Annotated in this window: 29 protein-coding genes; 28 read left to right on the top strand and 1 reads right to left on the bottom strand. The window is 56.8% G+C overall.

The genetic code is table 11. The annotated features are described in order from the left end of the window. The first annotated feature begins 158 nt into the window (after positions 1–158). The 6 genes from rpsL to CLU94_RS11720 all read left to right on the top strand — a co-directional run bounded on the left by rpsL (position 159) and on the right by CLU94_RS11720 (position 6,197). Entirely contained in the window at positions 159–542 is a 384-nt protein-coding gene (gene rpsL, locus CLU94_RS11745; protein ID WP_010394376.1) for a 30S ribosomal protein S12, read from the top strand. Positions 543–694: 152 nt separating this feature from the next. After that, positions 695–1,165 (top strand): 30S ribosomal protein S7, encoded by a 471-nt coding sequence (rpsG, locus tag CLU94_RS11740; RefSeq protein ID WP_010394377.1) that lies wholly within the window; start codon positions 695–697, stop codon positions 1,163–1,165. A gap of 108 nt (positions 1,166–1,273) precedes the next feature. After that, positions 1,274–3,379, top strand: coding sequence for an elongation factor G (fusA, locus tag CLU94_RS11735; RefSeq protein ID WP_077398827.1), 2,106 nt, complete (start codon positions 1,274–1,276; stop codon positions 3,377–3,379). Positions 3,380–3,451: 72 nt separating this feature from the next. Further along, positions 3,452–4,642 (top strand): elongation factor Tu, encoded by a 1,191-nt coding sequence (tuf, locus tag CLU94_RS11730; protein ID WP_077398776.1) that lies wholly within the window; start codon positions 3,452–3,454, stop codon positions 4,640–4,642. 178 nt (positions 4,643–4,820) lie between these two features. Continuing rightward, positions 4,821–5,138 carry a 30S ribosomal protein S10 gene (gene rpsJ / locus CLU94_RS11725; protein WP_010394389.1) on the top strand — a complete coding sequence of 106 codons (318 nt, stop codon included), beginning with the start codon at positions 4,821–4,823 and terminating at the stop codon, positions 5,136–5,138. A gap of 213 nt (positions 5,139–5,351) precedes the next feature. Next, positions 5,352–6,197, top strand: coding sequence for a DUF817 domain-containing protein (locus CLU94_RS11720; RefSeq protein WP_099665742.1), 846 nt, complete (start codon positions 5,352–5,354; stop codon positions 6,195–6,197). Between the two features lie 18 nt (positions 6,198–6,215). On the opposite strand, the gene CLU94_RS11715 is transcribed toward CLU94_RS11720, so the two are convergent. Then, on the bottom strand, positions 6,216–6,764 hold the full coding sequence (locus CLU94_RS11715; RefSeq protein ID WP_099665741.1) for a tetratricopeptide repeat protein: 549 nt from the start codon (positions 6,762–6,764) through the stop codon (positions 6,216–6,218). 175 nt (positions 6,765–6,939) lie between these two features. Between CLU94_RS11715 and creB the strand changes: the two genes are divergently transcribed. The 22 genes from creB (at position 6,940) to rpsE (ending at position 19,689) form a co-directional block, all read left to right on the top strand. Further along, entirely contained in the window at positions 6,940–7,665 is a 726-nt protein-coding gene (gene creB / locus CLU94_RS11710; RefSeq protein WP_099665740.1) for a two-component system response regulator CreB, read from the top strand. Next, positions 7,662–9,083, top strand: coding sequence for a two-component system sensor histidine kinase CreC (gene creC / locus CLU94_RS11705; protein WP_099665739.1), 1,422 nt, complete (start codon positions 7,662–7,664; stop codon positions 9,081–9,083). The genes creB and creC overlap by 4 nt, the downstream gene beginning before the upstream one ends. Positions 9,084–9,169: 86 nt before the next feature. Next, complete coding sequence (gene creD, locus CLU94_RS11700; RefSeq protein WP_099665738.1) at positions 9,170–10,597, top strand: cell envelope integrity protein CreD; 1,428 nt, start codon at positions 9,170–9,172, stop codon at positions 10,595–10,597. Positions 10,598–10,767: 170 nt separating this feature from the next. Further along, positions 10,768–10,962 carry a hypothetical protein gene (locus tag CLU94_RS11695; protein WP_077398840.1) on the top strand — a complete coding sequence of 65 codons (195 nt, stop codon included), beginning with the start codon at positions 10,768–10,770 and terminating at the stop codon, positions 10,960–10,962. Positions 10,963–11,265: 303 nt separating this feature from the next. Beyond that, complete coding sequence (rplC, locus tag CLU94_RS11690; protein ID WP_010394393.1) at positions 11,266–11,922, top strand: 50S ribosomal protein L3; 657 nt, start codon at positions 11,266–11,268, stop codon at positions 11,920–11,922. Between the two features lie 3 nt (positions 11,923–11,925). Then, a complete protein-coding gene (gene rplD / locus CLU94_RS11685; protein WP_034753197.1) occupies positions 11,926–12,546 on the top strand; it encodes a 50S ribosomal protein L4 in 621 nt (206 codons plus the stop codon). Next, positions 12,543–12,860 carry a 50S ribosomal protein L23 gene (gene rplW, locus CLU94_RS11680; protein ID WP_010394398.1) on the top strand — a complete coding sequence of 106 codons (318 nt, stop codon included), beginning with the start codon at positions 12,543–12,545 and terminating at the stop codon, positions 12,858–12,860. The genes rplD and rplW overlap by 4 nt, the downstream gene beginning before the upstream one ends. Beyond that, positions 12,860–13,687 (top strand): 50S ribosomal protein L2, encoded by an 828-nt coding sequence (gene rplB, locus CLU94_RS11675; RefSeq protein WP_034753198.1) that lies wholly within the window; start codon positions 12,860–12,862, stop codon positions 13,685–13,687. The genes rplW and rplB overlap by 1 nt, the downstream gene beginning before the upstream one ends. A gap of 10 nt (positions 13,688–13,697) precedes the next feature. After that, the gene (gene rpsS, locus CLU94_RS11670) at positions 13,698–13,973 is read left to right on the top strand and encodes a 30S ribosomal protein S19 (protein WP_008444295.1); all 276 of its coding nucleotides are present in this window, start codon (positions 13,698–13,700) and stop codon (positions 13,971–13,973) included. Continuing rightward, positions 13,970–14,302, top strand: coding sequence for a 50S ribosomal protein L22 (gene rplV / locus CLU94_RS11665; RefSeq protein WP_170840583.1), 333 nt, complete (start codon positions 13,970–13,972; stop codon positions 14,300–14,302). Before rpsS ends, rplV begins: the two co-directional genes overlap by 4 nt. A gap of 9 nt (positions 14,303–14,311) precedes the next feature. Further along, a complete protein-coding gene (gene rpsC / locus CLU94_RS11660; RefSeq protein WP_034753199.1) occupies positions 14,312–15,136 on the top strand; it encodes a 30S ribosomal protein S3 in 825 nt (274 codons plus the stop codon). Between the two features lie 2 nt (positions 15,137–15,138). After that, on the top strand, positions 15,139–15,558 hold the full coding sequence (gene rplP, locus CLU94_RS11655) for a 50S ribosomal protein L16 (protein WP_034753201.1): 420 nt from the start codon (positions 15,139–15,141) through the stop codon (positions 15,556–15,558). Between the two features lie 12 nt (positions 15,559–15,570). Next, complete coding sequence (gene rpmC / locus CLU94_RS11650) at positions 15,571–15,762, top strand: 50S ribosomal protein L29 (protein WP_010394412.1); 192 nt, start codon at positions 15,571–15,573, stop codon at positions 15,760–15,762. Then, positions 15,759–16,031 (top strand): 30S ribosomal protein S17, encoded by a 273-nt coding sequence (gene rpsQ, locus CLU94_RS11645; protein WP_010394415.1) that lies wholly within the window; start codon positions 15,759–15,761, stop codon positions 16,029–16,031. The genes rpmC and rpsQ overlap by 4 nt, the downstream gene beginning before the upstream one ends. A 253-nt stretch (positions 16,032–16,284) precedes the next feature. Beyond that, on the top strand, positions 16,285–16,653 hold the full coding sequence (rplN, locus tag CLU94_RS11640; protein WP_008444317.1) for a 50S ribosomal protein L14: 369 nt from the start codon (positions 16,285–16,287) through the stop codon (positions 16,651–16,653). A gap of 9 nt (positions 16,654–16,662) precedes the next feature. Then, positions 16,663–16,977: a 50S ribosomal protein L24 gene (gene rplX / locus CLU94_RS11635; RefSeq protein WP_034753204.1), complete on the top strand. Its 315-nt coding sequence runs from the start codon at positions 16,663–16,665 to the stop codon at positions 16,975–16,977. Positions 16,978–16,983: 6 nt separating this feature from the next. Continuing rightward, positions 16,984–17,523, top strand: coding sequence for a 50S ribosomal protein L5 (gene rplE / locus CLU94_RS11630; protein WP_010394421.1), 540 nt, complete (start codon positions 16,984–16,986; stop codon positions 17,521–17,523). A gap of 2 nt (positions 17,524–17,525) precedes the next feature. Further along, positions 17,526–17,831 carry a 30S ribosomal protein S14 gene (rpsN, locus tag CLU94_RS11625; RefSeq protein WP_010394423.1) on the top strand — a complete coding sequence of 102 codons (306 nt, stop codon included), beginning with the start codon at positions 17,526–17,528 and terminating at the stop codon, positions 17,829–17,831. 14 nt (positions 17,832–17,845) lie between these two features. Continuing rightward, on the top strand, positions 17,846–18,241 hold the full coding sequence (gene rpsH, locus CLU94_RS11620; protein ID WP_034753208.1) for a 30S ribosomal protein S8: 396 nt from the start codon (positions 17,846–17,848) through the stop codon (positions 18,239–18,241). A gap of 10 nt (positions 18,242–18,251) precedes the next feature. Further along, positions 18,252–18,785: a 50S ribosomal protein L6 gene (gene rplF / locus CLU94_RS11615; protein ID WP_034778281.1), complete on the top strand. Its 534-nt coding sequence runs from the start codon at positions 18,252–18,254 to the stop codon at positions 18,783–18,785. Positions 18,786–18,798: 13 nt separating this feature from the next. Then, positions 18,799–19,161 (top strand): 50S ribosomal protein L18, encoded by a 363-nt coding sequence (gene rplR, locus CLU94_RS11610; protein WP_010394431.1) that lies wholly within the window; start codon positions 18,799–18,801, stop codon positions 19,159–19,161. Positions 19,162–19,170: 9 nt separating this feature from the next. Next, positions 19,171–19,689: a 30S ribosomal protein S5 gene (gene rpsE / locus CLU94_RS11605; RefSeq protein ID WP_010394433.1), complete on the top strand. Its 519-nt coding sequence runs from the start codon at positions 19,171–19,173 to the stop codon at positions 19,687–19,689. The last annotated feature ends 1 nt before the right edge of the window (position 19,690 follow it).

The following is a 19,690-nucleotide window of genomic DNA, read 5'->3' as shown; positions in this document are numbered from 1 at the left end:
CTGCTCATCGTTTACGTATTGCTTGGCATTTCATGGCCGCTCCTTATCGAGTGGCTGCGGGCGCCTCCGGTGCGCAGTAGATGAAAGCGGGACGAGGTTTTAGTCGCCGGGCATCTTGCCCGGGTTATTAATCGTAGTTTTTTGTTGGATTTATAACGATGCCAACCATCAATCAATTGATTCGCAATCCACGCGTCGCTTTGACCGTGAAGAGCAAATCGCCGGCGCTGGAAAACAGCCCGCAAAAACGTGGCGTCTGCACACGTGTTTACACCACGACTCCAAAGAAGCCTAACTCGGCTCTGCGTAAAGTCGCTAAAGTTCGTCTGACCAATGGTTTCGAAGTCATTTCGTACATTGGCGGTGAAGGCCATAACCTGCAAGAGCATAGTGTTGTGCTGTTGCGCGGCGGCCGCGTCAAGGATTTGCCGGGTGTGCGTTACCACATGGTTCGCGGTGCCCTGGATACCCAAGGCGTTAAAGACCGTAAGCAATCGCGTTCGAAGTACGGTACCAAGCGCGCTAAAGCAGGCAAGAAGTAATAAGTTGTACGCAGCAAACCCAAGTTTCGCTCAGTGGCAACTAGCTAAGTGAATGTAGTCGACCGCATCTGGTCGAGTAAGTGGAGGACTATGATGGTCGTCCGCGAGTGTGCGAAGAACGCGCGCTCAACTGAAGATTGAAAGGAATTGATATGCCACGTCGTCGTGAAGTACCCAAGCGCGAAATTTTGCCAGATCCAAAATTCGGCAACACTGATGTCGCTAAATTTGTAAACGTGCTGATGCTGTCCGGTAAGAAATCGGTTGCAGAAAACATCATCTACGGTGCTTTCGAGCACATCGCAGCAAAATCGGGTAAAGATCCACTCGAAGTTTTTGCTACCGCAATCAACAACGCCAAGCCGTTGGTTGAGGTGAAATCCCGTCGCGTCGGTGGTGCAAACTACCAGGTGCCGGTCGAAGTTCGCCCAGTCCGTCGTATGGCTCTGTCCATGCGTTGGTTGCGTGAAGCTGCTAACAAGCGCAGCGAAAAATCGATGCCACAACGCCTCGGCGGTGAGCTGATGGAAGCGGCTGAAAGCCGCGGCGGCGCGATGAAAAAACGCGACGAAGTCCATCGTATGGCTGAAGCGAACAAAGCGTTCTCGCATTTCCGCTTCTAATATAAAGCCAGCTACCGCAAGGCGGCTGTCAAGCATCTGTTGTTCGAGGCCGGGCTCATTTTTGCAAAAAAATGCTGCTCGGTTTTGTCCATTCATTTAGGATTAATTATGGCCCGCAAGACCCCCATTGAGCGCTATCGTAATATCGGTATCTCCGCTCACATCGATGCAGGTAAGACGACCACGACCGAGCGCGTCCTGTTCTACACAGGCGTGAACCACAAGCTGGGCGAAGTCCATGATGGCGCTGCCACCACCGACTGGATGGCACAGGAGCAAGAGCGCGGTATCACGATTACCTCGGCTGCTGTTACGTGCTTCTGGAAAGGCATGGCTAACAACTTCCCAGCTCACCACATCAACATCATCGACACCCCAGGCCACGTTGACTTCACCATTGAAGTGGAACGTTCGATGCGCGTGTTGGATGGCGCCTGCATGGTTTACTGTGCAGTCGGCGGCGTGCAGCCACAATCGGAAACGGTATGGCGTCAGGCTAACAAGTACAAAGTGCCACGTCTGGCCTTCGTGAACAAGATGGACCGTACCGGCGCCAACTTCTTCAAGGTCTACGATCAGATGCGTTCGCGTCTGAAAGCCAACCCAGTACCTATTCAGATGCCTATCGGCGCTGAAGACGTCTTCACCGGTGTTATCGATCTGGTCAAGATGAAAGCGGTTATCTGGGACGACGCTTCGCAAGGCATGAAGTTTGAATACGAAGACATTCCTGCACACCTGGCCGCTGATGCTGCCAAGTGGCGCGAGAACATGGTTGAAGCCGCTGCTGAAGCGTCGGAAGACCTGATGAACAAGTACCTGGAAGAAGGCGACCTGTCGGAAGCCGAGATCAAGGCTGCTCTGCGTCAACGTACCATCGCCAGCGAAATCGTTCCAATGCTGTGCGGTACCGCCTTTAAAAACAAGGGCGTACAAGCCATGTTGGACGCGGTCATCGAGTACCTGCCATCGCCAATCGACATTCCGCCAGTACCTGGTCTGGATGAAGATGAACAGCCTGTCGAGCGTAAAGCTGACGACGACGAGAAATTCTCGGCGCTGGCGTTCAAGATCGCAACCGATCCGTTCGTGGGTCAGCTGTGCTTCATCCGTTGCTACTCGGGTACCCTGAATTCGGGCGACTCGGTGTTGAACTCCGTGAAGCAGAAGAAAGAGCGTATCGGCCGTATCGTGCAGATGCAAGCGAACGAACGCGAAGAAATCAAGGAAATGCGCGCTGGCGACATCGCCGCCGTTGTGGGTCTGAAAGACACCACCACTGGCGATACGCTTTGCGACGACAAGGCAAGCGTGGTTCTGGAGCGCATGGTCTTCCCTGAGCCAGTGATTTCGCAAGCGGTTGAGCCAAAAACCAAGGCCGACCAGGAAAAAATGGGCTTGGCGCTGAACCGTCTGGCAGCAGAAGATCCATCGTTCCGCGTGCGTACCGATGAAGAATCGGGCCAGACCATCATCGCCGGTATGGGCGAGTTGCATCTGGACATCATCGTTGACCGCATGAAGCGTGAATTCAACGTTGAAGCCACCGTCGGCAAGCCACAAGTGGCTTACCGCGAAACGATCCGTAAAGTGTGCGAAGAGTCGGAAGGCAAATTCGTCAAGCAATCGGGTGGTCGTGGTCAATACGGTCACGTGGTTCTGAAGATCGAACCGCAAGAACCGGGCAAGGGCTTTGAATTCGTTGACGCGATCAAGGGCGGTACCGTTCCTCGCGAATACATCCCTGCAGTTGAAAAAGGTGTGCGCGACACGCTGACTTCGGGCGTGATGGCTGGCTACCCAGTCGTTGACGTGAAAGTCACGCTGTTCTTCGGTTCGTACCATGATGTTGACTCGAACGAAAATGCATTCCGCATGGCCGCTTCGATGGCATTCAAAGATGGCTGCCGCAAAGCATCGCCAGTCATCCTGGAGCCGATGATGGCCGTGGAAGTGGAAACGCCGGAAGACTACGCCGGTACCGTGATGGGCGATCTGTCGTCGCGTCGCGGCATGGTGCAAGGTATGGATGAAATTGCTGGCGGTGGCGGCAAGATCATCAAGGCCGAAGTGCCTCTGTCGGAAATGTTCGGCTACGCTACGTCGTTGCGTTCGTCGACCCAAGGTCGTGCGACTTACACGATGGAATTCAAGCACTATGCTGAAGCACCTAAGCATGTGACTGAAGCAATCGTAAGCTCGAAAGCTAAGTAATAGAAGTTCCGGGCCGGCTTTCACGAGAATGCCGGTCCCTACATTTAAATCATTGTTCTAAGGAAGAATAAAATGGCAAAAGGTAAATTCGAACGGACCAAGCCGCACGTCAACGTCGGCACCATCGGCCACGTCGACCACGGTAAAACCACGCTGACCGCTGCAATCGCAACGGTTCTGTCGAAGAAATTCGGCGGCGAAGCTAAAGCATACGACCAGATCGATGCAGCTCCAGAAGAAAAAGCGCGCGGTATCACGATTAACACCGCCCACGTCGAGTACGAAACGGAAACGCGTCACTACGCGCACGTTGACTGCCCAGGCCACGCCGATTACATCAAAAACATGATTACCGGTGCTGCCCAGATGGACGGCGCGATCCTGGTGTGCTCCGCAGCTGACGGCCCAATGCCACAGACCCGCGAACACATCCTGCTGGCCCGCCAAGTTGGCGTTCCATACATCATCGTGTTCCTGAACAAGTGCGACCTGGTCGACGACGCAGAGCTGCTGGAACTGGTTGAAATGGAAGTGCGCGAGCTGTTGTCGAAGTACGAATTCCCAGGCGACGACCTGCCAATCATCAAAGGTTCGGCACGTATGGCGCTGGAAGGCAAAGAAGGCGAAATGGGCGTTGACGCAGTGCTGCGTCTGGCCGATGCGCTGGATGCTTACATCCCAACGCCAGAGCGCGCTGTTGACGGTGCGTTCCTGATGCCAGTAGAAGACGTGTTCTCGATCTCGGGTCGCGGTACCGTTGTGACCGGTCGTATCGAGCGCGGCATTGTTAAAGTCGGCGAAGAGATCGAAATCGTTGGTATCACCGATACCGTCAAAACGACTTGCACCGGCGTGGAAATGTTCCGCAAACTGCTGGACCAAGGTCAAGCAGGCGACAACGTTGGTCTGCTGCTGCGCGGCACCAAGCGTGAAGACGTGCAACGTGGTCAAGTTCTGGCAAAACCAGGCTCGATCAAGCCGCATGCTCACTTCACCGGCGAGATCTATGTTCTGTCGAAAGACGAAGGCGGCCGTCATACGCCATTCTTCAACAACTATCGTCCACAGTTCTACTTCCGCACGACGGACGTAACCGGTTCGATCGAGTTGCCAGCAGACAAAGAAATGGTCATGCCAGGCGATAACGTGTCGATCACCGTCAAGCTGATCAACCCGATCGCGATGGAAGAAGGTCTGCGCTTCGCTATCCGCGAAGGCGGCCGTACCGTCGGCGCTGGTGTTGTTGCAAAAATCATCGCTTAATTATTAAGCGATAGAAAAGAAGACGCGTCGTCGCCCGGCGCCCTTCTTTTTATTCAACTGCCGGGGTTGGCAAGCATTTTGGTGCTATCATGTCGACCCTGACGGTTGTAGCGTCAGAAATTCCCGTATGACCTCATTGCCGTGCAGACCGCGCGGTTCGTTCTTTTAAGGAAATATCATGTCGGCACCAAACCAAAAAATCCGTATCCGCCTGAAGGCTTTCGATTACAAGCTGATCGACCAGTCCGCTCTGGAAATCGTTGAAACCGCGAAGCGCACCGGCGCTGTCGTCAAAGGCCCAGTACCACTGCCTACCCGTATTCAACGTTTCGATGTGCTGCGTTCCCCGCACGTCAACAAAACTTCGCGCGATCAGTTCGAGATCCGTACGCACCAACGCCTGATGGACATCGTTGACCCAACGGACAAAACCGTTGACGCGCTGATGAAGCTGGACCTGCCAGCTGGTGTTGATGTCGAAATCAAACTGCAATAAGAGTTTTCAGGGCAGCTGACAACACCGTAGCATCAGGTATTGACAGCTGTTCCAGGCCGGCGGGGTGTCCCGCTGCCTGATGATGGGGCCGGGCCTGCTCACGATCGTGAGTGCGCCCGGCCCCATTGCCATTGGCCGGCCTAACGCTGGCGCCACCTGCCTGTGTGTGCAAAATCGCTTTACAGTGCTGCAGCCCGTCGATAAAGTTGCTGCATGCTCAATGCCCTCGATACCCACCTGTTAAATGCGACTCCACGCCAGCGCCTGCGCGGCTGGCCGCGCTTCCTGACCGAATTTCTGTATTTCGGCATCAAGGAGGCGAGGTCGTGCCTGTTCGTGGGGCTGTTTTTTGCTGCCGTGTTCCTGGTGCCGCGCGCCGGCCTGTTCGGCCTGCCGCGCTATGACGTGCTGCTGCTGTTGGCGCTGGCGATCCAGGCCGCAATGGTCTGGAGCGGACTGGAAACGTGGGATGAGCTGAAAGCCATTTGCCTGTTCCATGCGGTGGGCTTTGCGCTGGAAGTATTCAAGGTATCGGGGACGATCCAGTCTTGGAGCTATCCCGACTTTGCCTATACCAAAGTGTTCGGCGTTCCCCTGTTTTCGGGATTCATGTATGCGGCGGTCGGCAGCTACATCATCCAGACCTGGCGCCTGCTCGACATGCGGATTCGCCACCATCCGCCATACTGGATGGCGGTGCTGATCGCTGTGCTGATCTACGCCAACTTCTTTACTCACCATTACATCGGCGACTATCGCTGGTACCTGGCCGCCTGCGCGCTGGGCTTGTATGCGCGCACCACCGTGGTGTTCCGTCCGCTCGACCGCGACCGCAGCATGCCCTTGCTGCTCGGTTTCGTGCTGGTCGGCTTCTTTATCTGGCTGGCTGAAAACATCAGCACTTTCTGGGGCGTGTGGCGCTATCCGAACCAGCTTGGCGCCTGGTCGGTGGTGCATGTCAGCAAATGGAGCTCCTGGTCGCTGCTGGTGGTGATGACGTTCACCATCGTGGCCCACCTCAAGCACATCAAGGCCAGCATCCACGTCGCCCAGCCCTAGGCCGGGCCCGGGAGTTGCTCATTGCAGGCTGGCCGCCACCGCGTCGAAGCGCGCGCCCAATGCGGCCTGCGGACCGCCTTGCAACTGCCTGGCGTACTGGCGCAGCACTTCCGCGGAATACGTGCGCGACGCGGACGACAGCTTCGGCAGCAACGGCAGCACGCGTTCCAGATAGCCTGTGCCTTCCTGCCACTTGCCTTGCGCGGCCAGGGCCGACGCCAGTTCCACCATGCGGCGGCCGACGCGCGCATCGCTGCGTGGCTGCGCCGCTTCTTCCGTGGCCAGGGCTTGCCGGTACAGTTGCTCCGCTTCGGCATTCTTGCCCTGCAAGCGCTTGATGCGGCCCAGGTTGTATTGGCGCTGCGAGAGGATGTCCGCGCTGGCCCCGGCCTGCTCGGCGCTGCGCAGCGCCTGTACGCAAGCCAGTTCCGCTTCGCCAAACTGGCCCTTGAGCTCGGCCGCGTTGCAGGCGTCTTGTTGTGCGTTGGAGGTGGTGATCGTCGCTGGCGCCGCGCAGGCGGCCAGCAGGCTGACGGCACATAGCAGGCTGATGGTATGGTTCTTCATAGTCTCCTCGGACGGGTGTCAAACACGGTGTATCAGTGGAGTCTTGCTGCGATAAATATACTATAAGTTTTTTTGGGCGGGTGGCTTTTTGCCGGCGCGCGGCAAGGCGCGCGATTGACGCCGCTTGCGTGCTTCAGGGATACTCCGGGTCTGTCCACTACTGCGTGCCGCCGCCATGTCCAAGACTGTCCTGATCGTGGAAGATGAACAGGCGATTGCCGACAGCATCGCCTATGCCTTGCGCACGGACGGCTTTGCGCCGCGCCATGTGATGTTGGGCGAGCAAGCCCTGGCCGCGCTGCGTCCAACGCCCGGCGAAGCCGCGCAGATGCCCGTTCTGGTGGTGCTCGACGTGGGCTTGCCCGACATGAGCGGGTTGGAAGTGTGCCGCCGGCTGCGCCAGTTTTCCGAGGTGCCGGTGATCTTCCTGACGGCCCGCAGCGATGAGATCGACCGTATCGTCGGCCTGGAAATCGGCGCCGACGATTACGTCACGAAACCGTTTTCGCCACGCGAACTGGTGGCGCGCATCCGCGTCATCCTGCGCCGCGCAGGTGCCGCGCAAGCTCCCCGCGAGACTGGCATGACGATAGTCGCGCCTGTCGCCGCGCCGGCGCGCTTCGAATTGCGCGCGCTGGAGGCGAAGGTGCTCTTTCACGGCCAGCCGCTGGACCTGACCCGCTATGAATACCTGTTGCTGAAAACCCTGCTTGCGCATCCCGGTCACGTGCTGTCGCGCGCGCAGCTGATGGAGCGCGTGTGGAGCGGGGCGCCGGACACGCTCGAGCGTACCGTCGACGCGCACGTCAAATCGCTGCGCGCCAAGCTGCGCGCCATCGATGCGCAAGTCGACCCCATCCACACCCACCGTGGCCTCGGCTACAGCCTGGCCGGCGCATGAAGATCGGCCTGCGCATCCTGCTCGGCTACTTCCTGATCGTCGGGCTGGCCGCATGGTTCCTGCTGAACGTCTTCATGGAGCAGGTCAAGCCCGGTGTGCGCTCGACCCTGGAAGACACCCTGGTCGATACTTCGCAGCTGCTGGCCAGCCTGGTGGCACCCGACGTAAAGGCGGGCAGGCTGGCGCAGTCGCCCGTGGCAGAACGCATGCAGGATTACGCGCGCCATGGCGTGGACGTCAATATCAACGGTGTGCGCAAGCGCACGCTCGATTACCGCATCACCATCACGGACCGGCATGGCATCGTGCTGTTCGATTCCAGCGGGCGCGACGTGGGCCGCGACTATTCGCGCTGGAATGACGTGTACCTCACCTTGCAGGGCAAGTATGGTGCGCGCAGCACGCGCAGCCGGCCAGACGACGAGATGTCGACGGTCATGCACGTGGCCGCGCCGATTCGCGACGGCAATGAGGTGATCGGCGTGCTGACGGTGGCCAAGCCGAATGCCAGCGTGCAGGCGTTTGTCGAGCGCAGCCAGCGCAAGATATTGCAGCGCGGCGCCGTGCTGTTGCTGCTGTCGCTGCTGATCGGCCTGGCATTCGCCTGGTGGCTGCACCATGCGCTGGGCAAGTTGATGCATTACATCGGCGACGTGGAAGCGGGGCGCAAGGTGGCGCTGCCGGCGTTGGGCCAGAACGAGATCGGCACCCTGGGGCGGGCGCTGGAGGCGATGCGCACGCGCCTGGAGGGCAAGGAGTATGTGGAGCAGTTGATGCACACGCTGGCGCATGAATTGAAAAGCCCGATCGCCGCCATCCAGGCCTCTGCCGAGCTGCTGCAGGAAGACATGCCGCCGGCCGAGCGCCGCCAGTTTCTCGCCAGCATCCTGGAGCAGAATGCGCGCCAGCGGCAACTGATCGACAAGCTGCTGGCCCTGGTGCGCGTGGAAAAGCAGCAGCGCCTGGATAACCCTGAGCGCATCGCGCTGGCGCCCCTGCTGGCGCAAGTGGCGCAGGATGCGGCCGCCACCCTGGCGGCGCGCGGCGTGCGTCTGCAGCTGCAGCACGACGAGGCGAGCGTGGCGGGCGACCCCCTGTTGCTGCGCCAGGCGCTGGGCAACCTGCTCGATAACGCGGCCGGCTTCGCCCCGCCCGGCAGCTGCATCGACCTGACGGCGCGGCGCCAGGGTAGCCAGGTGGAAATTGCCGTGCGTGACCGCGGCGCGGGCATCCCCGCATATGCGCTCGAACGCGTCTTCGAGCGCTTCTACTCCTTGCCGCGCCCGAGCGCCGGTAAAAGCACGGGCCTGGGCCTGCCTTTCGTGCGCGAGGTCGCTTCCCTGCATGGCGGCACGGTCGAGGTGCTCAATCATGCGGAAGGCGGTGCCTGCGCGTGCCTGTGTCTGCCGCTGGCTTAGCGCACTATATTTACAGGCTTCACACAGACTGCATCGTCAGCGCATACAGCTTTCCTACACTGGCCGCCTTACTTCAAGGATGCGCCATGCAAAAAACTCTCTTAGTCAAAGCGATGATCGTGTTCGGCCTGATGTTGCTGATCGGCCTGCCTTTGCTGATGATTCAGGAAACGATCAAGGAGCGGATGGAATTCCGCCAGGAAGCCGTCAACAGCATCGCCGCCGATTCGGTGCGCGAACAAACCATCATCGGCCCCATCCTCGTGATTCCCTACACGGAGCAGTACGAAGAGCGCGTGGAAGTGGCCAAGGGTGATGACAAGGAAGCGAAAGCGCCTGCGCGCACGGAGTTGCTGCGCCGCTTGGTGCAGCGTCGCCTGCTCGTGTACCCGAACGATCTGCAGATCAACGGCAACATCGAGACGGACCGCCGTTACCGCGGCATCCACCAGGTGCTGGTCTACAGCGGCCAGCATGCGTTCAAGGGCGACTTCACGGTGCCGGCCAGCAGCCAGTTGCCGCGCAAGTCGCCGGACTCGCGCATGACCCTGGGTCAGCCTTTCGTCGCCCTTTCCATCGAGGACGTGCGCGGCATCCGCAATATTCCGAAAATCGACTGGGGCGGACAAAAGATCGAGTTCGAGCAGGGTACCGACCTGTTTGCCTTCCGCAGCGGCCTGCATGCGCCGCTGGGCGCCATGCCCCTGGCGGCGCCGCAACAGGTGCGCTTCAGCTTTGACCTGGGCCTCGATGGCATCGAACGCCAGCATTTCGTGCCGGTGGCCAAGAACAGCCAGATCCAGATCAAGTCGAACTGGCCCCATCCGCAGTTTGGCGGGCGCTTCCTGCCGTCGCCGAAGAATCGCCAGATCGATGCCCAGGGTTTCAGTGTGGCGTGGAATATCTCGTCGCTGGCCACCAATGCGCAAACGCAACTGAGCACGATCGAAGGGGAATTCAAGGTGCCCGACAGCGCCCCGCTGGGCCAGATTGACCGCTTCAGCGTGGGCTTCATCGAGCCGGTGAACGTGTATTCGCAGTCGGACCGGGCCACGAAATATGGCTTGCTGTTCGTGGCGCTGACCTTTGCCGCCTTCTTCATCTTTGAAATCCTGAAAAGCCTGCCGATCCACCCGGTGCAATATTTGCTGGTGGGCCTGTCGCTGGTGATCTTCTTCCTGCTGCTGGTGGGCCTGGCCGAGCATATCGCCTTCCTGGCCGCCTATCTGATCGCCAGCGCCGCGTGCATCGCGCTGACCAGCTTCTATCTGGTGCACGTGCTGCACAACGCCTGGCGCGGGATCGGCTTCGGCGTGGCGCTGACCGTGCTGTATGGCGCCCTGTATGGCTTGCTGAGCTCGGAAAACAATGCGCTGGTGATGGGCAGCATCCTGCTGTTCGCCGTGCTGGCCGCCATCATGGTGGCGACGCGCAAGGTGGACTGGTATCAGGTAGGCAGGGGAGGGCAGCAATCGTCAGAGCCTGCTCCAGTGATGCATGAAAAAGATTGCTGATTTGGAAAATAATTGGTTTTAAGTTGGTATTGTTTACGGTAGTCTTTGGTATTGCTTTCCGGGCAGCACGGTATTGTGTGTTGCGGGAGTAATAGCGGGCGGCAGGAAGGATGGCTTGCCGCCACCGGGCAGTTCCTTTCATTCCAACATAACAACCTGGAGACAGCACCATGATCAAGAAACTGGCTTTTTTCCTCTTCGCCTGTGGCCTGAGTGCCGGTTACGCGTATGCCGCGGCGAGTGAGGATGTCTGGCAATGCCGTTCGCGCTGCGACAGCAGCTATGTCGGCTGCACCGGTTCATTGGGCGGTAGCCCGATTTGCCGTGACCTGCTCCAACATTGCCTGGAGCGCTGCAACGGCTAGACCAGCGACTCGCATGACGCATGGGCGCGGACGGGGTACAAGCCTGGCCCGCGCCCTTCTTTTTGTGGCGTCAGGGCGCATGGATGCTCATTTTGACGAGGCGCTGCGACAATTGCGGGAGGTGTTCGACAACTCCTGCAGGGGCGTCGCGCAACACTTTGACATACCTCGTGTTAACTTGTTGCGTCAAGGGTTTTTGTGCTATATACTAGCCGGCTTCGGTATGGATTCGTCTTTTTTGAGTCCTACGTTACTTTGTAGTTAAACAAGCCCCGCCCAATCGCAGGTGGGAATGGAGAAAAAATGAGCCTAGGCCTTCTCGGTCGCAAGGTTGGTATGATGCGCATTTTCACGGATGAAGGGGATTCGATTCCTGTCACCGTGTTGGACGTATCGAACAACCGTGTTGCGCAAATCAAAACCCCTGAAACAGATGGTTACTCCGCTGTTCAGGTCGCATTCGGTCAACGTCGCGCTTCCCGCGTGACCAAAGCTGTTGCTGGTCATCACGCTAAAGCTGGTGTTGAAGCCGGTACTCTGTTGAAAGAGTTCCGCGTTGACGCTGCTAAAGCCGCTGAATTGAAAGCTGGCGATGTTGTCGCTGCTTCCCTGTTCGAAGTCGGTCAAAAGATCGACGTGCAAGGCGTTACCATCGGTAAAGGCTATGCAGGCGTTATCAAACGTTACCACTTCGCTTCTGGCCGTGCAACGCACGGTAACTCGCGTTCGCATAACGTTCCAGGTTCCATCGGTATGGCACAAGATCCAGGTCGCGTTTTCCCTGGTAAGCGCATGACCGGTCATCTGGGTGACGTTAACCGTACGATCCAGAACCTCGTGATCGCCCGTATCGATGCCGACCGTCAGCTGTTGCTGGTCAAAGGCGCGATTCCAGGTGCGAAAAATGGCCAGGTAGTTGTCTCGCCAGCCATCAAAACCAAAGCCAAGAAGGGAGCTTAAACGATGGAACTCAAGCTTCTGAATGCGCAAGGTCAAGCCGCCTCGAACGTTGCTGCAGCCGATACGATTTTCGGCCGTGACTACAATGAAGCGCTGATCCACCAAGTCGTCATCGCTTATCAAGCGAATGCACGTAGTGGTAACCGCAAGCAAAAAGACCGTGAAGAAGTTCACCACACGACGAAAAAGCCATGGCGCCAAAAAGGTACCGGCCGCGCGCGTGCTGGTATGTCGTCGTCGCCACTGTGGCGCGGCGGTGGTCGGATTTTCCCGAACTCGCCTGACGAAAACTTCACCCACAAAGTGAACAAAAAAATGTATCGCGCAGGTATCTGCTCGATCCTGTCGCAGCTGGCTCGCGAAGAGCGCCTGATCGTCATCGACGATCTGACGATCGACGCGCCAAAAACCAAGCTGCTGTCGCAAAAATTGAACGGCCTGGGCTTTGATTCGGTTCTGATCATCACCGACGTTCTGAACGAAAACCTGGAACTGGCATCGCGCAACCTGCCTAACGTACTCGTCGTTGAGCCACGTCACGCAGACCCGATGTCCCTGGTGTTCTACAAGAAGATCCTGGTCACCAAAGCTGCATTGGCCAAGATTGAGGAGATGCTGGCATGAGCGCGATTTTGAAACATAGCGAAGAACGCTTGATGAAGGTGCTGTTGGCGCCCGTGATTTCCGAAAAGGCCACCATGGTCGCGGAAAAGAACGAGCAAATTGTATTCCGCGTACTGCCGGATGCAACCAAGCCTGAAATCAAGGCAGCGGTCGAACTGCTGTTCAAGGTTGAAGTTCTGTCCGTGCAAACTGCAAACCGCGAAGGTAAGCAAAAGCGCACCGGCAAGTTCAACGGTCGTCGTAACCATACCAAGCGTGCTTTCGTGTGCCTGAAGCCTGGCCAGGAAATCAACTTCTCCGAGGAGGCTGCATAATGGCACTCGTTAAGATGAAACCAACCTCGCCAGGCCGTCGCGGCATGGTAAAGGTGGTGAATGCCGACCTGTACAAAGGTCGTCCGTTCGCTGCCCTGGTTGAAAAGAAATCCAAGACCGCTGGTCGTAACAACAACGGTCACATCACCACCCGTCATATCGGTGGTGGTCATAAGCAACACTATCGCTTGATCGACTTCAAGCGCACCAAAGATGGTATTCCAGCGAAAGTGGAACGTATCGAATACGATCCAAACCGCACCGCGAATATCGCTCTGTTGTGCTACGCCGACGGCGAACGTCACTACATCATCGCAACCAAAGGCATGGCCGTTGGCGACAGCGTGATGAACGGTTCGGAAGCACCGATCAAATCGGGTAACTGCTTGCCAATCCGTAACATCCCAGTCGGTACCGTGATGCATTGCGTCGAAATGCTGCCAGGTAAAGGTGCCCAAATGGCACGTACCGCCGGCGCTGGCGTTGTGCTGATGGCACGTGAAGGTACCTACGCTCAAGTGCGTCTGCGCTCGGGTGAGGTACGTCGCGTGCACATCGAGTGCCGTGCAACGGTTGGTGAAGTCGGCAATGCCGAGCACAGCCTGCGTAAAATCGGTAAAGCTGGTGCGATGCGCTGGCGCGGTGTTCGTCCTACCGTTCGCGGTGTGGTCATGAACCCGGTCGATCACCCGCACGGTGGTGGTGAAGGTAAAACAGCAGCTGGTCGTCATCCAGTTTCGCCTTGGGGCCAACAGACTAAGGGTAAGAAGACACGCAGCAACAAGCGTACTACTTCCATGATCGTCTCGCGCCGCGGCAAGAAATAAGGGGTAGCACATGACACGTTCATTGAAAAAAGGGCCGTTCTGTGACGCCCACCTGGTGAAAAAAGTTGAAGCCGCGCAAGCAGCCAAAGACAAAAAGCCAATCAAAACCTGGTCGCGTCGTTCGACAATCATGCCTGACTTCATCGGCCTGACGATCGCGGTGCATAACGGCAAGCTGCACGTGCCGGTTTATGTTTCCGAAAACATGGTTGGTCACAAGCTCGGCGAATTCGCACTGACCCGTACGTTCAAGGGCCATGCAGCTGACAAAAAGGCTAAGAAATAATGGAAACTAAAGCTATCCTCAAAGGTGTGCGCCTGTCGGACCAAAAGGGCCGCCTGGTTGCTGACCTGATCCGTGGCAAGAAAGTTGACGCTGCACTCAACATCTTGCAATTCAGCCCGAAAAAAGGTGCTGCGATCATCAAACGCGTTCTGGAATCCGCTATTGCGAATGCCGAGCACAATGATGGCGCGGACATCGACGAATTGTTCGTGAAAACGATCTACGTCGAAAAGGGCCCCGTCCTGAAGCGCTTCACCGCGCGTGCAAAAGGCCGTGGCGACCGTATTTCGAAACAATCCTGTCACGTTTACGTGACTGTCGGTAACTAAGGAGCCACGATGGGTCAGAAAATTCATCCAACCGGTTTCCGTCTGGCGGTCACCCGTAACTGGGCTTCGCGCTGGTATGCAGGCAACGGTAATTTCGCTGCCATGCTGAACGAAGACTTGAAAGCACGTGCTTACCTGAAAAAGAAACTGAAGAACGCTTCCGTTGGCCGCATCGTTATCGAGCGCCCAGCCAAGAACGCGCGCTTCACGATCTACAGCTCGCGTCCAGGCGTGGTCATTGGTAAAAAAGGCGAAGACATCGAAGTACTGAAGTCCGCGCTGACCAAGATCATGGGCGTACCTGTTCACGTGAACATCGAAGAAATTCGCAAGCCAGAAATCGACTCGCAACTGATCGCCGACTCGATCGCTCAGCAGCTGGAAAAACGGATCATGTTCCGCCGCGCCATGAAGCGTGCAATGCAAAATGCAATGCGCCTGGGTGCTCTCGGTATCAAGATCATGTCGTCCGGCCGTCTGAACGGTATCGAAATCGCACGTAAAGAGTGGTACCGCGAAGGCCGTGTGCCTCTGCATACCCTGCGCGCCGATATCGACTACGGTACCAGCGAAGCGTCGACCACCTACGGCATCATCGGTGTCAAGGTGTGGGTATACAAAGGTGACCGCGCGCCTAACGGCGATGCACCAGTCATCGATACCCCAGCTGACGAGAAGAAAAGCCGCGGCCCACGCCGTGACGATGGCAAGCCAGCTGGCCGTCCACGTCCAGCCGGTGCCGGTGCGAAACCATCCACAGCACCAGGTGCACGTGTGCGTACCGCCGCTAAACCGGCCGCCGCAGCAGCACCAGCTGAGAAAGCAGGAGAATAATCATGCTGCAACCAGCACGCAGAAAGTATCGTAAAGAGCAGAAAGGCCGTAATACCGGTATTTCGCACAGCCGCGGCACCGCCGTGTCGTTTGGCGAATTCGGTCTGAAGGCAGTTGCGCGCGGTCGTATCACTGCGCGTCAAATTGAAGCGGCGCGTCGTGCAATGACGCGTCACATCAAGCGCGGTGGTCGTATCTGGATCCGTATTTTCCCGGACAAACCGATTTCGAACAAACCGGCTGAAGTCCGTATGGGTAACGGTAAAGGTAATCCTGAGTACTACGTCGCTGAAATTCAGCCAGGCAAAGTACTGTACGAAATGGATGGCGTTGATGAAGCGCTGGCACGGGAAGCATTCCGTCTTGCCGCCGCTAAACTGCCACTGGCGACGACGTTTGTCATCCGCCAAGTCGGCCAATAATTGGAGTTGTATATGAAAGCATCTGAACTCCGCGGCAAGGACCAGCCAGCTCTGCAAAAAGAGCTGAATGACCTGTTGAAGGCACAGTTCGGCCTGCGCATGCAAATCGCTACGCAGCAGCTGAGCAACACTTCGCAGCTCAAGAAGGTACGCCGCGATATCGCGCGTGTGAAGACGGTAATGAATCTGAAGGAAGCCAAATGAACGAACCAGTGAAACAGTCGCTCAAGCGCACGCTGATCGGTAAAGTGGTTTCGGACAAGATGGACAAGACCGTTACCGTTCTGATCGAGCGCCACGTAAAACATCCTTTGTATGGCAAGATCATCATGCGTTCGAACAAGTATCACGCGCATGACGAGACCAACCAAGTCAAGGCCGGTGACACGGTCGAGATCCAGGAAGGTCGCCCGATCTCCAAAACGAAGGCATGGACGGTGACACGTGTGGTTCAAGCCGCACCAACCGTTTAAATAAAAACCACCGTTTCGGCGGTGGCTTTTAATTAGTACTTGCAGGCCCGCAAATTGTATGTAATACTTGCGGGCTTCGTTCATGTAACGCCGCAAAGTGTCTGGCCACAGACAGTAGCATTCGCGGTCAGTTGATGTATGAAGGTCATGCACCCAAACAGTGAAGCCCAGCAGGGCGGCTCTGGCGGGACCAAGACTGACCGTGGGTCTACATTGTGTGGATTCTTCGGCTTAAGTTGGGAAAGAGAATACTATGATTCAAACTGAAAGCCGGCTCGAAGTGGCTGACAATACCGGTGCCAAAGAAGTAATGTGCATCAAGGTATTGGGCGGCTCCAAGCGCCGTTATGCTGGCATTGGCGATGTGATCAAGGTAACCGTTAAGGTTGCTGCGCCACGTGGCCGTGTCAAAAAAGGTGAAATTTATAACGCCGTGGTTGTGCGCACCGCTAAAGGTGTTCGCCGCCAAGACGGTTCCCTGGTGAAGTTCGACGGCAATGCCGCCGTTCTGTTGAACGCCAAGCTGGAGCCGATCGGTACCCGTATTTTTGGACCTGTCACGCGCGAACTGCGCACTGAGAAGTTCATGAAAATCGTGTCCCTGGCACCGGAAGTCCTGTAAGGAGTCGTAATGGATAAGATTCGTAAAAACGACGAAGTCATCGTTCTGACCGGGAAAGACAAGGGCAAACGTGGTGTGGTACAGCAGCGTATCGATGCTGAACATATCGTGGTTGACGGCATTAACATCGCTAAAAAAGCGACTAAGCCAAACCCGATGACTGGCGTAACTGGTGGTATCGTCGATAAGACCATGCCAATTCACGTGTCCAACGTTGCATTGTTTAATGCAGCGACTGGCAAGGCAGATCGCGTGGGTTTCAAAGAAGTGGACGGCAAGAAAGTTCGCATCTTTAAATCCTCCGGCGAAGTAGTGAAGGCTTAAGAAATCATGGCACGTCTCCAAGAATTCTATAAAGAAAAAGTCGTTGCCGACCTGACCAGCAAGTTTGGTTACAAGTCGGTAATGGAAGTTCCACGCCTGACCAAGATCACCCTGAACATGGGTGTTGGTGAGGCTATCGCGGATAAAAAAGTTCTCGAGCACGCAGTTGCTGACTTGACCAAGATCGCCGGCCAGAAGCCAGTGACCACCAAGTCCCGCAAAGCGATCGCAGGCTTCAAAATCCGTGAAGGTTACCCGATCGGTACGATGGTCACCCTGCGCGGCGCTCGCATGTACGAGTTCCTGGATCGCTTCATTACCGTGGCTCTGCCGCGCGTACGCGATTTCCGTGGTGTGAACGGCCGTGCATTTGATGGTCGTGGTAACTACAACATCGGTGTCAAGGAACAGATCATTTTCCCTGAAATCGAATACGACAAGATTGACGCGTTGCGCGGTATGAATATCAGCATCACGACAACCGCTAAGACCGATGACGAAGCCAAAGCTTTGCTCGCCGCCTTTAAATTCCCTTTCAGGAACTGATCATGGCCAAACTGTCACTGATTAATCGTGAGATCAAGCGTGCTGACCTGGTGGCGAAATTCGCCCCTAAGCGCGAAGCTCTCAAGGCCATCGTCGATGACCAATCGAAATCGGAAGAAGAGCGCTACGAAGCTCGCCTGAAATTGCAGGCGCTGCCACGTAACTCGAACCCGACGCGTCAACGTAACCGTTGCGCCATCACTGGTCGTCCGCGCGGCACATTCCGTAAATTCGGTCTGGGTCGTATCAAGCTCCGTGAATTCGCCATGCGTGGTGAAATTCCGGGTATGACAAAAGCAAGCTGGTAATAGGAGAATATGCAATGAGTATGAGCGATCCTATCGCCGATATGCTGACCCGCATTCGCAATGCACAAGGCGTGCAAAAGACGACCGTGGCCATGCCATCGTCGAAAGTCAAAATTGCGATTGCCAGCGTCCTGAAGGACGAGGGTTACATTGAAGATTTCGCTGTTGCCGAAGCTGGTGGCAAAGCGGAACTGAAAATCGGTTTGAAGTATTATGTTGGCCGTCCCGTCATTGAGCGCTTGGAGCGTGTGTCCCGTCCGGGTCTGCGCGTCTACAAGGGTAAAGACGAGATCCCTGTTGTGATGAATGGCTTGGGTGTGGCGATCGTGTCGACTCCGCAAGGCGTCATGACTGACCGCAAAGCACGCGCTACCGGTGTCGGCGGCGAAGTTATTTGCTACGTGGCTTAAGGAGTTACACATGTCTCGAGTAGCTAAAATGCCTATCGTAGTGCCAGCTGGCGCCGAAGTCGCCATCTCCGCACAAGCGATCACCGTAAAAGGCCCGCTGGGCGTACTTTCCCAGGCCCTCACCGGCCAGGTCAAAGTGGAAAACAATGCAGGAACCCTGAGTTTCGACGTGGCGAACGACAGCCGCGAAGCCAATGCCATGTCCGGCACGCTGCGCGCACTGGTCAACAACATGGTTGTTGGCGTCACCAAGGGTTTCGAGAAAAAGCTGAACCTGGTAGGCGTGGGTTACAAGGCGCAAGCCCAAGGCGACAAGCTGAATCTGTCCCTGGGTTTCTCGCACCCTGTAGTGCATGACATGCCAGCTGGCGTTACCTGCGCAACACCAACCCCGACCGAGATCCTGATTAAAGGTATCGACCGTCAACAGGTTGGCCAGGTAGCCGCTGAAGTTCGTGCTTACCGCGCTCCTGAGCCTTATAAAGGCAAGGGCGTTCGCTATGCGGACGAAGTGGTTAAGCTTAAAGAAACCAAGAAGAAGTAATTAGGGGCTGACGATGGATAAGAAAGAATCACGGCTTCGCCGCGGACGCCAAACCCGCATCAAGATTGCGGAATTGAAAGTAAATCGCTTGTCGGTGCATCGCACCAACCTGCACATTTACGCCAACCTGATCAGCCCGGACGCTAAAGTCCTGGTTTCGGCCTCGACGGCTGAAGCGGAAGTTCGCGCTGAACTGGCAGGCCAATCCGGCAAAGGCGGCAATGCCGCTGCTGCAGCCTTGATCGGCAAGCGCGTCGCTGAAAAAGCGTTGAAAGCAGGGATTACCGAAGTTGCGTTTGACCGCTCCGGTTTCCGTTACCACGGCCGTGTGAAAGCGTTGGCAGAAGCCGCACGCGAAGCCGGTCTGAAGTTCTAAGGATCAATCATGGCAAAAATGCAAGCAAAAATGCAAAGCGACAAGCCGGATGATGGCATGCGCGAAAAAATGATCGCGATCAACCGCGTGACCAAAGTGGTCAAGGGTGGTCGTATCATGGGTTTCGCCGCGCTGACCGTAGTTGGTGATGGCGATGGCCGCGTCGGCATGGGCAAGGGCAAATCGAAAGAAGTGCCAGTTGGCGTGCAGAAGGCAATGGAAGAAGCCCGTCGCAACCTGATCAAAGTACCGCTCAAAAACGGTACCTTGCATCACACGGTTGTTGGTCGTCACGGCGCCTCCAAGGTCCTGATGAACCCAGCTAAGCCTGGTACTGGCGTTATCGCTGGTGGCGCAATGCGCGCTATCTTCGAAGTGATGGGCGTGACGGACGTGGTGGCGAAATCCACCGGTTCGAACAACCCATACAACCTGGTACGCGCTACGCTGGACGGCCTGTCGAAAATGAGCACTGCTTCCGATATCGCTGCCAAACGCGGCAAGTCGGTCGAAGACATTCTGGCTTAAG

The sequence above is a fragment of the Janthinobacterium sp. 13 genome (genome assembly GCF_002749695.1).
In the GTDB taxonomy this organism is placed as follows: Bacteria; Pseudomonadota; Gammaproteobacteria; order Burkholderiales; family Burkholderiaceae_D; genus Janthinobacterium; species Janthinobacterium kumbetense.
This window is presented reverse-complemented; position numbering and strand designations above follow the sequence as displayed.

What these genes read in the sequence shown, in the direction of transcription:
- rpsL (WP_010394376.1), top strand. Translation starts at nt 159, where the DNA reads ATGCCAACCATCAATCAATTGATTCGCAATCCACGCGTCGCTTTGACC.
- rpsG (WP_010394377.1), top strand. Translation starts at nt 695, where the DNA reads ATGCCACGTCGTCGTGAAGTACCCAAGCGCGAAATTTTGCCAGATCCA.
- fusA (WP_077398827.1), top strand. Translation starts at nt 1,274, where the DNA reads ATGGCCCGCAAGACCCCCATTGAGCGCTATCGTAATATCGGTATCTCC.
- tuf (WP_077398776.1), top strand. Translation starts at nt 3,452, where the DNA reads ATGGCAAAAGGTAAATTCGAACGGACCAAGCCGCACGTCAACGTCGGC.
- rpsJ (WP_010394389.1), top strand. Translation starts at nt 4,821, where the DNA reads ATGTCGGCACCAAACCAAAAAATCCGTATCCGCCTGAAGGCTTTCGAT.
- CLU94_RS11720 (WP_099665742.1), top strand. Translation starts at nt 5,352, where the DNA reads ATGCTCAATGCCCTCGATACCCACCTGTTAAATGCGACTCCACGCCAG.
- CLU94_RS11715 (WP_099665741.1), bottom strand. Translation starts at nt 6,764, where the DNA reads ATGAAGAACCATACCATCAGCCTGCTATGTGCCGTCAGCCTGCTGGCC.
- creB (WP_099665740.1), top strand. Translation starts at nt 6,940, where the DNA reads ATGTCCAAGACTGTCCTGATCGTGGAAGATGAACAGGCGATTGCCGAC.
- creC (WP_099665739.1), top strand. Translation starts at nt 7,662, where the DNA reads ATGAAGATCGGCCTGCGCATCCTGCTCGGCTACTTCCTGATCGTCGGG.
- creD (WP_099665738.1), top strand. Translation starts at nt 9,170, where the DNA reads ATGCAAAAAACTCTCTTAGTCAAAGCGATGATCGTGTTCGGCCTGATG.
- CLU94_RS11695 (WP_077398840.1), top strand. Translation starts at nt 10,768, where the DNA reads ATGATCAAGAAACTGGCTTTTTTCCTCTTCGCCTGTGGCCTGAGTGCC.
- rplC (WP_010394393.1), top strand. Translation starts at nt 11,266, where the DNA reads ATGAGCCTAGGCCTTCTCGGTCGCAAGGTTGGTATGATGCGCATTTTC.
- rplD (WP_034753197.1), top strand. Translation starts at nt 11,926, where the DNA reads ATGGAACTCAAGCTTCTGAATGCGCAAGGTCAAGCCGCCTCGAACGTT.
- rplW (WP_010394398.1), top strand. Translation starts at nt 12,543, where the DNA reads ATGAGCGCGATTTTGAAACATAGCGAAGAACGCTTGATGAAGGTGCTG.
- rplB (WP_034753198.1), top strand. Translation starts at nt 12,860, where the DNA reads ATGGCACTCGTTAAGATGAAACCAACCTCGCCAGGCCGTCGCGGCATG.
- rpsS (WP_008444295.1), top strand. Translation starts at nt 13,698, where the DNA reads ATGACACGTTCATTGAAAAAAGGGCCGTTCTGTGACGCCCACCTGGTG.
- rpsC (WP_034753199.1), top strand. Translation starts at nt 14,312, where the DNA reads ATGGGTCAGAAAATTCATCCAACCGGTTTCCGTCTGGCGGTCACCCGT.
- rplP (WP_034753201.1), top strand. Translation starts at nt 15,139, where the DNA reads ATGCTGCAACCAGCACGCAGAAAGTATCGTAAAGAGCAGAAAGGCCGT.
- rpmC (WP_010394412.1), top strand. Translation starts at nt 15,571, where the DNA reads ATGAAAGCATCTGAACTCCGCGGCAAGGACCAGCCAGCTCTGCAAAAA.
- rpsQ (WP_010394415.1), top strand. Translation starts at nt 15,759, where the DNA reads ATGAACGAACCAGTGAAACAGTCGCTCAAGCGCACGCTGATCGGTAAA.
- rplN (WP_008444317.1), top strand. Translation starts at nt 16,285, where the DNA reads ATGATTCAAACTGAAAGCCGGCTCGAAGTGGCTGACAATACCGGTGCC.
- rplX (WP_034753204.1), top strand. Translation starts at nt 16,663, where the DNA reads ATGGATAAGATTCGTAAAAACGACGAAGTCATCGTTCTGACCGGGAAA.
- rplE (WP_010394421.1), top strand. Translation starts at nt 16,984, where the DNA reads ATGGCACGTCTCCAAGAATTCTATAAAGAAAAAGTCGTTGCCGACCTG.
- rpsN (WP_010394423.1), top strand. Translation starts at nt 17,526, where the DNA reads ATGGCCAAACTGTCACTGATTAATCGTGAGATCAAGCGTGCTGACCTG.
- rpsH (WP_034753208.1), top strand. Translation starts at nt 17,846, where the DNA reads ATGAGTATGAGCGATCCTATCGCCGATATGCTGACCCGCATTCGCAAT.
- rplF (WP_034778281.1), top strand. Translation starts at nt 18,252, where the DNA reads ATGTCTCGAGTAGCTAAAATGCCTATCGTAGTGCCAGCTGGCGCCGAA.
- rplR (WP_010394431.1), top strand. Translation starts at nt 18,799, where the DNA reads ATGGATAAGAAAGAATCACGGCTTCGCCGCGGACGCCAAACCCGCATC.
- rpsE (WP_010394433.1), top strand. Translation starts at nt 19,171, where the DNA reads ATGGCAAAAATGCAAGCAAAAATGCAAAGCGACAAGCCGGATGATGGC.